11 protein-coding genes, 1 pseudogene and 1 riboswitch are annotated in these 15,036 nt (G+C 58.5%); of the genes and pseudogenes, 8 read left to right on the forward strand and 4 right to left on the reverse strand.

Annotated features, from left to right (window positions below):
* Window positions 1–16: 16 nt before the first annotated feature.
* The 5 genes from IMX17_RS05530 to IMX17_RS05550 all read left to right on the forward strand — a co-directional run bounded on the left by IMX17_RS05530 (window position 17) and on the right by IMX17_RS05550 (window position 4,965).
* Window positions 17–1,636: an ABC transporter substrate-binding protein gene (locus IMX17_RS05530; RefSeq protein WP_257713150.1), complete on the forward strand. Its 1,620-nt coding sequence runs from the start codon at window positions 17–19 to the stop codon at window positions 1,634–1,636.
* Between the two features lie 142 nt (window positions 1,637–1,778).
* Window positions 1,779–1,952, forward strand: a riboswitch (M-box (ykoK) riboswitch).
* Between the two features lie 75 nt (window positions 1,953–2,027).
* Complete coding sequence (locus IMX17_RS05535; protein WP_033643160.1) at window positions 2,028–3,050, forward strand: magnesium transporter; 1,023 nt, start codon at window positions 2,028–2,030, stop codon at window positions 3,048–3,050.
* A 141-nt stretch (window positions 3,051–3,191) separates the two neighbouring features.
* Window positions 3,192–3,275: a protein MgtS gene (mgtS, locus tag IMX17_RS05540; protein ID WP_369803928.1), complete on the forward strand. Its 84-nt coding sequence runs from the start codon at window positions 3,192–3,194 to the stop codon at window positions 3,273–3,275.
* A 107-nt stretch (window positions 3,276–3,382) separates the two neighbouring features.
* Window positions 3,383–3,562 (forward strand): hypothetical protein, encoded by a 180-nt coding sequence (locus IMX17_RS05545; protein WP_004938106.1) that lies wholly within the window; start codon window positions 3,383–3,385, stop codon window positions 3,560–3,562.
* A gap of 26 nt (window positions 3,563–3,588) precedes the next feature.
* Complete coding sequence (locus IMX17_RS05550; RefSeq protein WP_182264419.1) at window positions 3,589–4,965, forward strand: cation diffusion facilitator family transporter; 1,377 nt, start codon at window positions 3,589–3,591, stop codon at window positions 4,963–4,965.
* Here IMX17_RS05550 and IMX17_RS05555 read toward each other — a convergent pair.
* Window positions 4,908–5,753: pseudogene (locus tag IMX17_RS05555) on the reverse strand (inositol monophosphatase). The gene IMX17_RS05550 and the pseudogene IMX17_RS05555 overlap by 58 nt on opposite strands.
* 175 nt (window positions 5,754–5,928) lie before the next feature.
* Between IMX17_RS05555 and IMX17_RS05560 the strand changes: the two are divergent.
* Together IMX17_RS05560 and IMX17_RS05565 are read left to right on the forward strand one after the other, a co-directional pair.
* On the forward strand, window positions 5,929–9,033 hold the full coding sequence (locus IMX17_RS05560; protein ID WP_046898296.1) for an efflux RND transporter permease subunit: 3,105 nt from the start codon (window positions 5,929–5,931) through the stop codon (window positions 9,031–9,033).
* 22 nt (window positions 9,034–9,055) lie between these two features.
* Complete coding sequence (locus tag IMX17_RS05565; RefSeq protein ID WP_227414461.1) at window positions 9,056–9,688, forward strand: TetR/AcrR family transcriptional regulator; 633 nt, start codon at window positions 9,056–9,058, stop codon at window positions 9,686–9,688.
* Here IMX17_RS05565 and IMX17_RS05570 read toward each other — a convergent pair.
* Both IMX17_RS05570 and IMX17_RS05575 read right to left on the reverse strand, forming a co-directional pair.
* Window positions 9,678–10,103, reverse strand: a complete 426-nt coding sequence (locus IMX17_RS05570) for a GNAT family N-acetyltransferase (RefSeq protein WP_046898298.1) — start codon at window positions 10,101–10,103, stop codon at window positions 9,678–9,680. The genes IMX17_RS05565 and IMX17_RS05570 overlap by 11 nt on opposite strands.
* A 47-nt stretch (window positions 10,104–10,150) precedes the next feature.
* Window positions 10,151–11,881, reverse strand: coding sequence for an ABC-F family ATP-binding cassette domain-containing protein (locus IMX17_RS05575; protein ID WP_193549423.1), 1,731 nt, complete (start codon window positions 11,879–11,881; stop codon window positions 10,151–10,153).
* A 450-nt stretch (window positions 11,882–12,331) separates the two neighbouring features.
* Between IMX17_RS05575 and IMX17_RS05580 the strand changes: the two genes are divergently transcribed.
* Window positions 12,332–14,761, forward strand: a complete 2,430-nt coding sequence (locus IMX17_RS05580) for a DUF3772 domain-containing protein (RefSeq protein ID WP_193549424.1) — start codon at window positions 12,332–12,334, stop codon at window positions 14,759–14,761.
* A gap of 48 nt (window positions 14,762–14,809) precedes the next feature.
* Here the strand turns inward: IMX17_RS05580 and IMX17_RS05585 are convergent, their stop codons facing one another.
* Complete coding sequence (locus IMX17_RS05585; RefSeq protein ID WP_227414462.1) at window positions 14,810–14,974, reverse strand: hypothetical protein; 165 nt, start codon at window positions 14,972–14,974, stop codon at window positions 14,810–14,812.
* Between the last annotated feature and the right edge of the window lie 62 nt (window positions 14,975–15,036).

Raw genomic sequence — 15,036 nt, forward strand, 5'->3', positions numbered from 1 at the left:
CATCAGGGATATCGACGTGAAATATTCATTCAATGGCAAGAAACTGGCTGGTTTAATCTTCCTGGCTTTAAACGCTACGATCGCTCAGGCGGCGGAGGTGCCGGCGGGCGCTAAACTGGCGCCGGTACAGGAATTGGTGCGCGCCAACGGGTATGAACCGGCGACTCTGGATCCGAACCTGGCCGAGAGCAATGTGGAGTTCTACATCTTCAACGATCTCTTCGAAGGTCTGCTGCGAGTCGGAAAAGAGGGCGAAGTGATCCCAGCGCTGGCGCAGAAATGGGAGCACCAGGGCAACGTCTGGACTTTCCATCTGCGGCCGCAGGCCAAATGGTCGAACGGCGATCCGGTGACCGCCGACGATTTCGTTTACAGCTGGCGGCGCCTCACCGATCCGAAAACCGCGTCGCCTTACGGCAGCTATCTGGCCTCGGCCTATGTGCTGAATGCGGCGGCGATCAACGCCGGCAGCAAACCGCCGAGCGAGCTGGGCGTTAAAGCGCTGGACGCGCACACCTTGCAGGTGACGCTGTCTGAGCCCAACGCCTACCTGCTTAAACAACTGGTGCATTTTCCGGTTCTGCCGGTCAACCGCAAGGTGGTTGAGCAATACGGCAAAAACTGGACTCAACCGGCGCATTTTGTTGGCAACGGCGCGTTTCGCCTCAGCGAGTGGGTGGTGAACGAAAAAGTGGTGGTGGAACGCAATCCGCTGTATTGGGATAACGCCAACACCGTGCTCAACAAGGTGACCTTCCTGCCGATCCAGGGGTTCCCGGAGGTGGCGCGTTTCCGCGCCGGCGAGGTGGAGTTGGGCTATACCACGCCGCCGGAACTGTATCAGCAGCTGAAAAAAACGCTCGGGGATCAACAGCTGGTGACCTATCCGCTGCTCTCCACCAGCTATTTCGCCTTCAATAACCGGCAGACGCCGTTTAACGACGTGCGGGTGCGCCAGGCGCTGAACCTGGCGCTGGACAAAGAGATTATCGCCGGCAAGGTGTTGGGATACGGCCAGCAGCCGGCCTGGACCTTTACCCCAACGGGGGCGGGCGGCTATCGCCTGCAGGCCGGCGCAGCGGCCGGTTTGACGCCGGAACAACGCCACGCCCAGGCGAAAAAGTTGTTGGCGGAGGCCGGTTTCAACGCCGAGAATCCGCTGCGCTTTACCGTGTTGTACAGCAATGACGCCACCATCAAGAAGATCGTCATCGCCGCCGCCGCCATGTGGAAAAAGAACCTCGGGGTGGAGGCCGGCTTGCAAAGCCAGGAGCGCAAAGTGACGCTGGATAATATCAACCGCGGCCAGTACAGCGTAGCCTTTACCCGCTGGCTGGCGGATTACGACGATCCTTCTACCTTCCTGAATGTGTTCCGCGCCGACAGCAGCGAGAACAGCCCCAAATACCGCAACCCGGAATACGATCGCATTCTGCATCAGGCGACGGCGGCGCCGACACCGCAGCAGGTGCAGCAGTATTTCCAGCAGGCCGAGGCGGTGCTGGCCGTAGATACGCCGGTCGCGCCGGTGTACTACGAAGCCAACGCCACGCTCATCAAACCCTACGTCAAGGGGATCGACTTCACCCGACAGGGCGCCCTATACGATAAAAACGTCTACATTCTCGCGCACTGATAAATAAAAAAACGGCTGATTTATATCAGCCGTTTTTATAGATTCACGTTTAATAAAAATATCCTAAATACTCCATAAACGACGGGCAATCTTTTCTTCCCGCCGGATAAAACAACGCCTATACTGCGCCGGTAGTTTATATGCAGTATCTCGTTTGGCGAGGCTCCTATACAAACACAGGTTACTGATCTGACGACATCGAGAGATGCCCAAGGTTAAGACAGGCTTTATCGGATTAAGGTTCAGCCCAAAGTAACTTCCGAGCAACAATTCGGATACGTTGTATAGTGCTAAAACCTGGACGCGGAGATAGGCAGTCTGCACTCCCTCTGTGGTTACGCCCCTATGCGATTCGCTGTTGAAGTTCACAACAGAAATAGGGACTGACAAAATGATCAAGTCACATCAATACTCTTCTTCTCCGGCGCTGCGCGCGACTGAAACTCTCGATGAAACTTCGGTCGCCGGTTATATGAACGCCGATTTTATTACCGTTCCCGCGACGATGACGGTCACGCATGCCCGGGAATATTTACTTTCACAGCTAAAAACGGACGAAATTCCCACCCGGGTCTTTATTACCGCGGACGATTATCATTTGCGCGGCACGCTGTCGGTGAAAAAACTGCTGCAGTGCGAAGAACAGGATAAAGCGGTCGGCGTAATGATGGATTACAGCTATTTCCAGGTGTCACCCGACGACGATCGCAACGACGTGGCGCATCTGCTGGGCAAAGGCGGTTTGGACGTGGTGCCGGTCGTGGCGAACAACACGCTGGTCGGCGTGCTGGGCGAGCGCGAGATCGCTCGGTTGGTCGAAGATGAAAACACCGAAGACGCGCAGCGTCAGGGCGCGAGCTTGCCGCTGGACAAGCCTTATCTGGAGACCAGCCCGTGGGCGCTGTGGCGCAAACGCTCGGTGTGGCTGCTGATGCTGTTCGTGGCCGAAGCTTACACCGGCAACGTGCTGAAAGCGTTTGAAGATCAGCTCGAAGCGGCGATTGCGCTGGCGTTCTTCATCCCGCTGCTGATCGGCACCGGCGGCAACAGCGGCACCCAGATCACCTCGACGCTGGTGCGCGCCATGGCGCTGGGCGAAGTCAGCCTGCGCAATCTGGGCGCGGTGATCCGCAAAGAGGTCACGACCTCGCTGCTGATCGCCGTCACCATTGGTCTGGCGGCCTGGGTGCGCGCCTGGATCATGGGCGTCGGCATGGAGGTGACGCTGGTGGTCAGCCTGTCGCTGGTGGCGATCACCGTGTGGAGCGCCATTGTTTCGTCGATCATCCCGATGCTGCTCAAACGGCTCGGTATCGATCCGGCGGTGGTGTCGGCGCCGTTTATCGCCACCTTTATCGACGGCACCGGCCTGATTATCTATTTCAAAATTGCCCAGCACGTCCTGGGAATTTAAACGGGTCCCGCGCTTGAAAGCGCGGGAATGTTGCAAAAAAGAGGAGGACGTTAAAAAACCATGGATACCGACCAACCCCGATATTTAACGCAAGGGGATTTTATCGATAACATTTAACCTGAGGACAAAACAATGGGAAACATGACTATTTTTATGGGATTCCTGGCAATGATCAGCTCACTGGGCCTGTTGGCGGCCTATATGAGCACCAAATGGGATGATTGATGAACGCTAAAGATCCGCCTAGATGCGTCCTCCCCGTAACCGCTATTTATTATGGGGAGGATTTAGCGGCGCGCTGAACGCGTGGCCTGATACGGGAGTTGATAATAATGACGATTCTTATTCTAGGATTGCTCTACGCCATTTTAATGATTTCGGTGGGGGTGAATGAGATTTATTTTTATTCCACCGGAAAATCCAATTTTCTTACTAGCCTCATGCTGACTTTCTCTGGCAGTATGCTGTTGATCGCCTTTGTCTGGCAATTATCCTCTAAAGTAAAAAAATAAATCACCGTCCGAATGTGAGCAGCATAATGCAAAATGAAAAACAGGCCGTGGCCAGAAACTCGATGATCGCCAGCGGGTTGCTGGCCACGGGCAAATTCGTCGCCGGCATTTTTACCGGCAGTATTGGCCTGATATCCGAAGGGATCCACTCTTTCACCGATTTTATCGCCACCAGCATCACCTGGCTGGCGGTGCGCATCAGCGATAAACCCGCCGATGACGATCACCACTTCGGCCACGGCAAGGTGGAAAACCTGGCGGCGCTGTTCGAGGTATTGCTGTTGCTCGGCGCCGCCGGTTGGATCGTCTACGAGGCGGGCAGCAGCCTGCTCGGACAACCGCATGAGATAGTCGCTGCACCGGCGGTGATCGCGGTGCTGCTGATTTCCATCTGCGTCGATTTTTTCCGCGTGCGGGCGCTCAACCGCGTTGCCAAGGCGACCGACAGCGCGGCGCTGGAGGCGGATGCGCTGCATTTCTTCTCCGACATGCTTTCGTCCGGCGTGGTACTGCTGGGCATGGTGTTTGTGCTGTTGGGGTTTGGCCGTGCGGACGCCATCGCCGCGCTGATCGTCGCCGGTTTTATCTTTGTCGCGGCAATCAAACTGGGGAAACGTTCCTTCGACTCGCTGATGGATGCCGCGCCCGCCGGGGCCACCGAGGCGATTCGCGCCACGCTGGACAGCTTCCCGGCGGTGCTGGCCTGCGACAGCGTGCGTATTCGCAACGCCGGCGCCGTACTGTTTGTCGAGATCACGGTGGCGGTGTGCCGCACCTTGCCGCTGGAGCGCATCGATGCGTTGAAGCGAGAAATCGTCGAACGGCTGCGGCAGCAGTATGCCAAGGCGGAGTTTACCGTCATCGCGGTGCCGCAAACCCGCAGCGACGAAGACATGGCGACGCGCATTCGGGCGATCGCCGCCAATCACGGCGCGCAGGTGCAGAACGTCACCTTGCAGCAGTTGCCGACGCACATGGCGATCGGCATGGATCTGGCGGTGCCGGCCAACGCCAGCGTGGCGCAGGCGCATGATATCGCCACGGAGATAGAAGGGATCCTGCGTCAGGCGATCGGCGAGGACACCGAGATAGAGACCCATCTGGAGCCTCAGACGCCGCACTGGCTGGCCAGCGAGGATGTTTCCGCCGCCGAGCTGGCCGATATCCGGCTGATTTTGCAGTCGGCGCTGGAGCAGGGGGATAAGGTGCAAGACGTGCACAACATCCGGGCGCGCAGAACCGACGGCGGCATCATCGTCAACTTCCACTGCCGGGTGTCGCCGGCGGTAACCATCGCCGCCGCGCACGATGCGGTCGATCGGGTCGAGCGGCGGCTGCGCGCGCTTTATCCGGCCATCTCACGCGCGATAGGGCACGTCGAGCCGATCAAGCCCGGCGTTTGAATCAGCTCGGCCAATTGCGGATAGAGCGCCGCGTTGGCCAGCAGCAGCGGGTTGCCGCGTCGCAGCCCGTCATTGTGCATAAAGTCATTCGCCACGCCGCCGGCTTCGCGCGTCAGCACCAGTCCAGGCAGGCTGTCCCAGGCATTCATGTGCGGTTCGTAATAGCCCAGCAGCCGACCGGCGGCCACCTGGGCGGTCATCAACGCGCCGGATCCGCTGCGCACAAACATTCCTCCCGCCTGCAGCAGGCGACAGAGAAAACCGCTGAATTTCGCCGCCGAAGCGCGCGGTGAAATCCCGACGCCCATCACGCCATCCGCGACGCTGCGCCCGGCATGCACGCCGATCGGTTCCCCGTTGAGGAAGGCGCCTTGGCCGCGGCAGGCGCGGAACATCTCGCGGTGATTGGGATCGTAGACCACGCCGATCGTCGGTTCACCGTCGATCACCACGCCTATCGCGATACACCAGGTATGTAACCCGTTCAGGAAGCAGGCGGTGCCGTCAATCGGATCGACCACCCAAACGCAGGCGGTGTTATCGCCGCTGCTGCCGCTCTCTTCGCCGAGAAACCCGTCCTGGGGAAATCGGCGGTTGATCATACGGCGGATCAGTGCCTCGACGCGGCGATCGGCTTCGCTGACCACGTCCTGCAGGCCCTGTTTAAACTCGACGGCCAGACTCTACCGGCGTTGATAAAAGCTGAAGGCGAGATCGGCGGCGGCGCGGGCGATCTCACGCGCGAAGCGGTAGCGCGCCTCGATGTCCCGTGGGGAAAGTAACGTCATGGCAGGCAGTATTCCAAACAAAGTTTAGTGTGCAGGGTGCCATAGTCAGATGACAATACGGTGTCTATTCCTGCTTGATTTCAGGCTTGATTTTATTTACTTTACTGTAAAGTAAATTTAATTATTAAACGTACCATCAAAGCATCCGTCAGCAAGATAATCAGAGGGATCAGGCATGCTAGCGCATTTTTTCATCTTTCGACCGGTGTTTGCGGCCGTGCTGGCCATCTGCATTATGGCAGCGGGTGCTCTGGCGCTCTGGACATTGCCGATTGAGCAATATCCCGACATCGCGCCGCCTGGTGTCACGGTGACAGCCAATTACCCCGGTGCTTCGGCCAAAACGGTAGAGGACAGCGTGACTCAGATTATCGAACAACAAATTAAAGGCATCGATGGCCTGTTGTATTTCTCATCAACCAGCAGTTCGGCGGGCCAGGCTCGCATCAGCCTTAGCTTCGAACAACAAACCGATCCGGACATTGCTCAGGTTCAAGTGCAAAATGCGGTCAATCAAGCAACGTCGCGATTGCCGCAAGAAGTGCAGCAGCAAGGCATCACTGTGACTAAATCGCAGGGTGATAGCCTAATGGTGGTTGCCTTGTACGACACGCAAGGCCGTATGGACAGCGTTGATATCAATGATTTTCTGGTCAGTTCGCTGCAAGATCCGCTGAGCCGGGTGGATGGCGTCGGGGAGACGACGGTGTTTGGTGCCCAATATGCTATGCGCATTTGGCTCAATCCGATCAAACTGAGCGGCTATGGTTTGATGCCGTCTGACGTGCAGGTCGCCATAGAAGCGCAAAATGCCCAGGTCACCAGCGGTGAGATCGGAGCCTTGCCTACGATAGAAGGCCAGTCGTTGAACGCGACCGTGACCGCACAATCGCGGCTGGAAACGCCGGAACAGTTTGAGGATATTATTCTGCGTACCAATACCGACGGTTCGGCGGTGTATTTGCGCGATGTTGCTCGTGTTGAGATCGGGGCGGAAAACTATCAAAACCAAACGCGCCTCAATGGTCACCCGGCGGCGGGTATTTCGATTCAGTTGGCTTCCGGCGCCAATGCGCTGGAGGTGGCAGAGCGGGTACGGGCCGAAGTGAATCGCAGGGCCCCGCAGTTTCCACCGGGGTTGCAGGTGGCTTATCCACGAGACAGCACGCCGTTCGTACTGGTTTCCATTGAAGGCGTCGTACAAACGCTGTTGGAAGCGATCGCGCTAGTGATTGTGGTGATGTATCTGTTTTTGCAAAATTGGCGCGCCACGTTGATCCCCACCATTACGGTACCCGTAGTGTTGCTCGGCACTTTCGGTGTTTTGGCGCTGTTGGGTTACAGCGTAAACACCTTGACACTGTTCGCCATGGTGCTCGCGATCGGCCTGTTGGTAGATGACGCGATTGTGGTGGTTGAAAATGTTGAGCGCGTGATGGAGGAAGCGCAATTGCCACCGCGCGAGGCGACGTTGCTTTCGATGCGGGAGATCAATGGCGCTCTGATCGGCATCGCGCTGGTACTTTCGGCGGTATTTATTCCAATGGCATTTTTCGGCGGTTCAACCGGGATGATCTACCGACAGTTTTCCATCACGCTGGTCGCGGCTATGGTGCTGTCGGTTTTAGTTGCGTTGACCTTGACGCCGGCACTGTGTGCCGGTTTGCTGAAACCGCCGGTGCACCGACCGCGCAGCCGTTTTTTTCGCGGCTTTAACCGCCTGGTGGAATACGGGCAGCGGCGTTATGGACTGGGATTGAACCATGTGATGGCGCGCAAGGGGCGTTTTTGCCTGTTGGCGCTGCTGCTGGTTAGTTTCATGATCTGGCAATATCTGCGTATGCCTACCGGTTTTCTCCCGGTTGAGGATCAGGGCTCGGTAATGGTCCAGTTTTCTCTGCCGCCAGGTGCCCCGATGGCCAGAACGCAACAGACTGCTGACGCTATCGCCGACTATTTCATGACCGCCGAGCGGGACAACCTGAATGTAATCTTCATGGTTGTCGGGCGCAATAACGCCGGCAGTGGTCAGAATGTCGGTATGGCGTTTGCCGAACTGAAACATTGGTCGCTACGCAGCGGTGATGAAAATAACGCGCAGGCGATTATTAGCCGCGCCAATCGCCATTTCAAAAGCTATCGTGACGCGCAGATCAATGTGTTGTCGCCGCCGGCGGTGCGCGGGTTGGGGCAGTCCAGTGGATTTGAATTGTGGTTACAAGATCAAAACGGCGTCGGGCATGACGCGCTGCAAGCTGCTCAGAGGCAGGTGCTCGCTGCCGCTACCGAAGATCCGTTGTTAACGGCGGTGCGCATAAACGGCCTCGAAGATAAAGCGCAATTGCAGGTCGATATCGACCAGCAAAAAGCTAGCGCACAAGGGCTGCAGCAGGCTGACATCACCAACACGCTTTCTGCCGCATGGGGAGGCGCTTATATTAACGATTTTATCGATCGCGGCCGCGTGAAGCGGGTCTACATGCAGGGGGATGCGGCCTGGCGCTCGGCGCCGGATGATATCGATAGTTGGTTTGTACGTGGTGAAAGCGGCAGCATGGCGTCCTTTGCCAGCTTCGCGACTACGCGTTGGCTCTCAGGCCCACAAATGCTTCAGCGCTTTAACGGGCTGTCGGCCACGCAGTTACAGGGGGCGGCAGCCGGGGGAGAAAGCTCCGGCACCGCGATGGCGCGTATGCAGAGTATCATCGGCGATATAGACGGCTACCGCCTTGAGTGGAGTGGGCTCTCATATCAGGAGCAATTGGCCGCCGGGCAAACACTGGTGGTGTATCTAGCTTCGGTGTTGTTCATTTTCCTCTGTCTTGCCGCGCTGTATGAGAGTTGGTCTATTCCGTTGTCTGTGATGCTGATCATTCCCCTCGGGATTATCGGAGCCGTTGTTGCCGCACGCCTTGCGGGGTATGAAAACAATATTTACTTCCAGGTGGGAATGTTGACGACGATTGGTCTGGCGGCGAAAAACGCGATCCTGATCGTCGAGTTTGTTGAAACACAGCTAAAAACGGGATCCGCTTTGTTGCAGGCGACATTGGAAGGGGCGCGATTGCGTCTGCGGCCCATCGTGATGACTTCATTGGCGTTTGTCGCTGGTGTAATCCCGCTGGCGCTTTCTGTCGGTGCCGGGGCCGCCAGCCGGCGCGAAATCGGTATTGCTGTGATAGGCGGCATGATTTCTGGCACACTGCTGACATTATTGTTCGTACCGCTGTTTTTTGTTCTGACTAAACAAGGGTTGGCACGACTTAAAGCGCGAAAATGAGCCTCTGGGCAGGGGAGATAATATGATTAACCGTCAACCGGGAAGGCCGATGAAGGCCAGGCCACGGATACTGGAAACCGCCAGCGTTCTGTTTTTGCAGCAGGGCTTGGACATCTCTTTGGACGAGATAGCCAACGAGGCGGGAACCACCCGTCAAACCTTATATAATCATTTCCCGAGCAAGGATGCCTTGGTGTTGGAGACGTTCAACCATCTTATCGAAAAGATGCAGCCGCCAATTGCCACCATTCTGACACAGGAGAGTGTGGATTTACCGCAGGTGTTGGCACGTTTCGCCTCGGTGGTTCAGGCGCATTTTTTCAGCGTTGAGAACGTGCATTTTCAGCGGTTGCTGGTGCAACTGCTGTTGCAGAAACCTGAGTTGTACGCCACGTTGCGCGAACGCAATGCCGGGCGAGTGCTTCAGGCGTTAGCGAGGATATTGGAACAGGCGCGGCAGCATGGGCAAATCCAATTTGTCCATGCGCAGCCGCAGGCGATGGCATTTCTGGGCGCGGTTATGGGGTATCCGTTGCCCGCGGTTTTGCTATCCGACCAGTGGCCGACGCCGGAACAATTGCAACACATGACCGAAGCGGCTATCACCGCGTTTCTTTTGGCCTGGCAATATTCGCCGTCTGCCATTACCGAATAACGAAAGAGAACGTGAGCCTGGTGCTTTGTTGCATATGTAGAGCCTCGGCTGGTATCGCCGCCCGCCAAAACGCCAGCCCGCGCGGATTATCCTGGCTGACCGACAGCGACCAACCGCCGGGATGCTGCGCGAACAAGGCGCGGACAGCCTGTTGTCCCAGCCCGTTGCGTCGCCATTCGGGCTTGATGTAGAACTCCGCCATTTCGACGGTGGCGCTATCGAGACGCCTGACCAACGCGAACCCGGCCGTTTGCCGATCGCTCAACATCAAATAGGGGTAGCGGCCGGCCTCGCGCCAGTAGAGCGGCAAATAGGGGTAATCCCCATCGACGCCCAGCTCGCGAAGACAATCGGACAGCATGGCCGCCAGCAGCGGGCGCTGCGCGAGTGAGGCTTGCTCAAGGGAAAATGCCATGTCGCACTCCGTCAAAAAACAGGCCGCCGGATGGCGGCCTGTCAAGGTTAGCCCAGACTCAACCGGGCGGTGATGTCGGCAATCTCGCGGCGCCAGCGCGCCTGAAGCTCCGGTTTTTGATGCTTCGGTTTACGCGCCAGGTCGGCCTCCAGTTTGTTTTCGAGGGCAAACAGGGCGGTCAGCAACGCCTCTTCGCCTTCCAACTGCGGGTTTGGCGTCGGGGCGTCTGCGTTGGCCTCGTGCGCCGTCGCCAGCGCCGGCGTTTCACCCGCCAGACGCTGGTACACCGGCGCCAGATCGTGCCACTCCTCCAGTTTTTGTTGGTCTATCAGCCAAAAGCGGTTGCAGCTCTGTTCGATCAGCATCCGATCGTGGGTGACCAGCATGACGGCGCCGGGGAACTGACACAGCGTTTCCGCCAGCTCCTCTTTGCCGGCCATATCCAGGTGGTTGGTGGGCTCGTCCAGCAGCAGCAACGAATGGTTGGCCAGCGTCAGGCCGACAAACAGCAACCGTGAACGCTCGCCGCCGCTCAGCGAACGGATCTGCTGATGGTGGCGCAGGTAAGGGAACCCGGCGCCGATCAGCGCCATTTTCCGCTGTTCCTCGGTCAGCGGCGCAAACTGCGCCAGCGCATCGCTCAACGTGTCTTCATCGCGCAGCTGTTGCAGGCTCTGATCGTAATAGCCGATGCGCACGCGCGGATGGAACAGCGCCGGGCGCTGCGTTTGTTGCTGATATTCGCGCCACAGCAGGCGCAACAGCGACGATTTTCCGCAGCCGTTGCGCCCGACGATGGCGATGCGATCGCCGCTTTTCACGCGCAGATGTTCCAGGCTGAACAGCACCGGCGCATCCGGCGCCGGGCGCACCGCCCAGTGCGGCAGCGCCAGCAGGCGATCGGCGTCCAGCGCTTCTCCCTGCAGCCGCAGCCGCCATGGACTGCCGGTGGTCAGAGTGGTCTGTTCTTCCTTCAACCGATCGACGCGCTTCTCCATTTGCTTGGCCTTGCGCGCCAGATCTTCGTTGTCGTAGACCTTGCCCCAGGTCGCCAGGCGCTTGGCGCTTTTTTCCACCCGGTCGATTTCCTTTTGCTCGGCCTGTCGCCGCTGTTCGTCCGCGGCGTCCTGTTCCGCCAGCGCGGTGCGCGCTACAGAGCAGGGCAAACGGAAGAACTGCAGCGTTTTGTCGCGCAGGATCCAGGTGCAGTTGGTTACCTGGTCGAGCAGGTAGCGATCGTGCGACACCAGCACGAAACTGCCGTTCCAGTTACGCAAGAACTGTTCCAGCCACAGCAGCGTGGGCAGGTCCAGGTGGTTGCTGGGTTCGTCGAGCAGCAGCAGATCGGGTTGGCGGATCAGCGCGCGCGCCAACAGCAGCCGCGTATGCTGGCCGCCGCTGAGGGTGCCGGCGGTCAGCGTCCAGCTCGCCGGTTCAAACCCCAGCTCGGCCAGTAGCGCTTCGCAGCGCCAGCGTTCGCTGAGGTGTTGGCCCGCAGGCAGCCGCGCCAGAACCGCATCCAGCAGGGTGCTGGTGTGCAGTTCCGGCGGCAGGTGCTGCTCGATGCGCGCCATCAGACATTGATGTGACAATGTCACCGTTCCGGTGTGCGCAGGCAGGTCGCCGCTGAGAATTTGCAGCAGGGTGCTTTTGCCGCAGCCGTTATCGCCGATCAAACCGATGCGGTCGCCTTTCTTCAGGCTGAAGGAAATCTCGCTCAGCAGGACGCCGAACGCGTTGTCGTAACCGACAGATTGTGCAGACAGTAATGTGCTCATTGCTTACTCAAGAGTTACAGGCATGACAATGCCTATCGTCAAACATTGCTGACGATAACCCGGTAAGCCGGAGGGAAGATCCTGGATTTTAGTAAGCTTCGCTCAAGCTGGGTTATCGCAGCGCGATACCGGTAATGCTTGAGCGGCGACGATTACCAAAGAAGTGTGAGTGAAAAACCAATTCACACGTCAGCATAGTAAGTCTCCTTTTATTGGTTGCAGGTTAATCGGTGGCTGGATTATAGAGCGCTTCATGCCGTATCGCCAGTGTAAAAGCGCCTGAATAATCAGCAAGCTAAGGAAAGCGCGGGCGCGTGGCGCACAATGGGAATAATTACTGTATTTCGGCCGACATTAAGCAGCTATTATAATTAGCGTTTATGGTTAAGCGACGGTTCATCCGCCGCCTGTTCGTCTGTCTATCAGATAATGATGCTGAGCACTGAATTTATGTTAAAGCCTCGCCCGTTCCTGCTGTTGTTATTATTGCTGTTGGGTATGCAACTGACGCCGTTCGGCGCCGTCGCCGCCACCCAGGATGATCCCGCCGCCGAAAGCGCGCCCGATCCCGCTACGCAGTTGAAAGCCGCGCAAAAGCAGTTGGACAGCATGAAGCAGCTGGTTTCCAAAGCGACGACCGACACCCAGCTCAGCAAGCTGCGGTTGGCGACGGACGATCTGGTCGCCAGCATGGATAAATTGTCCGCCGATCTGCAGCCGGTGCAGGAAAAACTGCAGGCGCAGCTGGACGTGCTGGGGCCGGCCCCGGCGGCCGGTGCGCTGCCGGAAACCCCGGCCGTCGCCCAGCAGCGCAATGCGCTGAACAGCAGCAAGAAGCAGTTGGACGATGCGGTAAAACGCGCGCAGGCCATCAAGACCAGCGCCTTCGACCTGGGCCAGCAGATCAGCGATCTGCGCCGGGTGGCGTTCAAAACCCAGCTGGCGCTGAACACCGGCAGCATTTTGGGCGTCAAATTCTGGACGCCGGTCGTGCAGCCGTCAGCGGATGACGTGCAGCGGCTGGACCAGTTCAACGCCGAGATGAAAGCGGCCTGGGACGCCAGTTGGCAGGACGAATGGCGGTACGGCACGCTGGCGTTGCTGGCGCTGGCGGTGATCGTCTGGTCCTGGGGGCGCTATTTGTCCGAGCGTTTCCTCGCCTGGGTCAGCATTCGCTTCCTGCCGGACGGGCGCCTGCGCCGCAGCTTTATGGCCATCATCACCGTGGCGGTGACGGTGATCACCACCTCGATCGCGCTGAACCTGCTGTATTACGTCTTTATCCGCGTGCAGCCGCTGCCGGTCATGCTGGAAGACTTTGCCGAAGGCTTTAACCGTCTGGGGATTTTCTGCGCGCTGATCGCCGGGCTGGGGCGTGCGGCGCTGTCGCTGAATCGCCCGTCCTGGCGTTTGGCTTCGCTGGACAATGACGTGGCCGCCGGGCTGCGTTACTTCTCGCCGCTGCTGGCCGGCCTGGCGCTGGCGTTCGGCACTGTGGAGCTGATCAACAACGTCGTCAGCGCCTCATTGGCCACCACCATCTTCGGCAACGGCCTGGTGGCGGGGCTGATCGGCATGGTGCTGCTGGCGGCGCCGCTGCGCGGCCAGCGCATTCGTCGCCGTCTGGAGCAGCAGGGCGCGCACCTGGAAAAACGCACGCTGGTCGGCGGGCTGGTGCATATCGTCACCCTGGTGTGTTCGGTGGTGATCCTGCTTTCACTGCTCGTGGGCTATATCGCTTTCGCCCGCTTCCTGACCTACCAGCTGATCTGGGTGGTGCTGGTGCTGATGGCGTTCTACTTCATGGTGCTGTTCGCCACTGACCTGTGCGCCGCGTTGTTTTCGCCGCAGACCGTCAGCGGCAAGATGCTGAAGAAAACGCTCAGCTTCAAGGACCGCCACCTGGAGCAGGTGGCGATCATCACCACCGCGCTGGCCAAATGTTCACTGTTGCTGTTGATGATTATCGCGTTGTTCAACGGCTCGTTTGGCAGCACCACGCCGGGATCGCTGATGGAGAAAATCGTCTCGATCCTGACCGGCGAAGGCTTGCAGCGCTTCAACATCGTGCCCGGCAACCTGCTCAACGCCGTGATCTGCCTGGCGATCGGCATCTACATCCTGCGCGCGGTGCGGCGCTGGCTGGGGTCTGAGCTGCTGCCGAAGACCATTTCGGACGTCGGCATTCGCGCCTCGCTGGTGACGCTGTTCAGCAATATCGGCTATGTGCTGGTCATTCTGATCACCCTGGCGGCGCTGGGCATCCAGTGGAGCAACCTGGCGTGGATTGTCAGCGCTCTGTCGGTCGGTATCGGTTTCGGCTTACAGGAGATCGTGAAGAACTTTATTTCCGGCCTGATCCTGCTGACTGAACGCCCGGTGAAGGTCGGGGATATGATCGGCATCGGCGGCGTGGAAGGCGACGTGCGGCGCATCAACGTACGCGCCACCGAAATTCAGCTCAGCGACCGCTCCACCATGATCGTACCGAACTCGCAGCTGATCTCACAGAACGTGCGTAACGCCACCATGGGCAACGCGCAAGGCGTGGTGACCATTGCGCTGACGTTCCCGACCTCGATCGATCCCGAGCAGGTGCGCAATATCCTGCTGAGCGCTTACAACGAGTACGAAACCATTCTGGAGACGCCGGCGCCTTATGTGCGCTTCAGCCAGTTGGGGCCGGACGGCATTATCCTGAGCGTGACCGGCTATGTGCCGAGCCCGCGCATGGTCGGCGCCACCAAGAGTGAACTGCTGTTTAACATCCTCAAGCTATTGCGCGCTCAGGAAGTGAGCCTGTCCAGCCCGCAGGAGGTGGTGTTCATGAAGCAGCAGGCGACGCGATATCAGGCTAACGAAGAGGAACACTCTTCCTAGTTCTGCCATGAGGCGGCGGGTCGTTTATCAACGGCCCGCCGAACGCGGCTAGTACATCGACGGCTCCACGGACTGCGAACAGTCGCTGTTGGCGCCGGAGTTGCTGCAGGTGTAGGGCTCATTCGGCGACGCCGGCGGCACATTCGACGGACCGCCGCCGCCGATACAGCCGCTCAGCAACAACGTCAAAAGCACCAGCGTTATCTTTTTCATCTCTCCGTCCTCCATTGCGATTCCTCCTTTAAGTATATGTCGGGAAAGCGAACGCTACCGCC

It is taken from the genome of Serratia sp. X3 (assembly GCF_014982455.1).
Lineage (GTDB): Bacteria > Pseudomonadota > Gammaproteobacteria > Enterobacterales > Enterobacteriaceae > Serratia > Serratia ureilytica.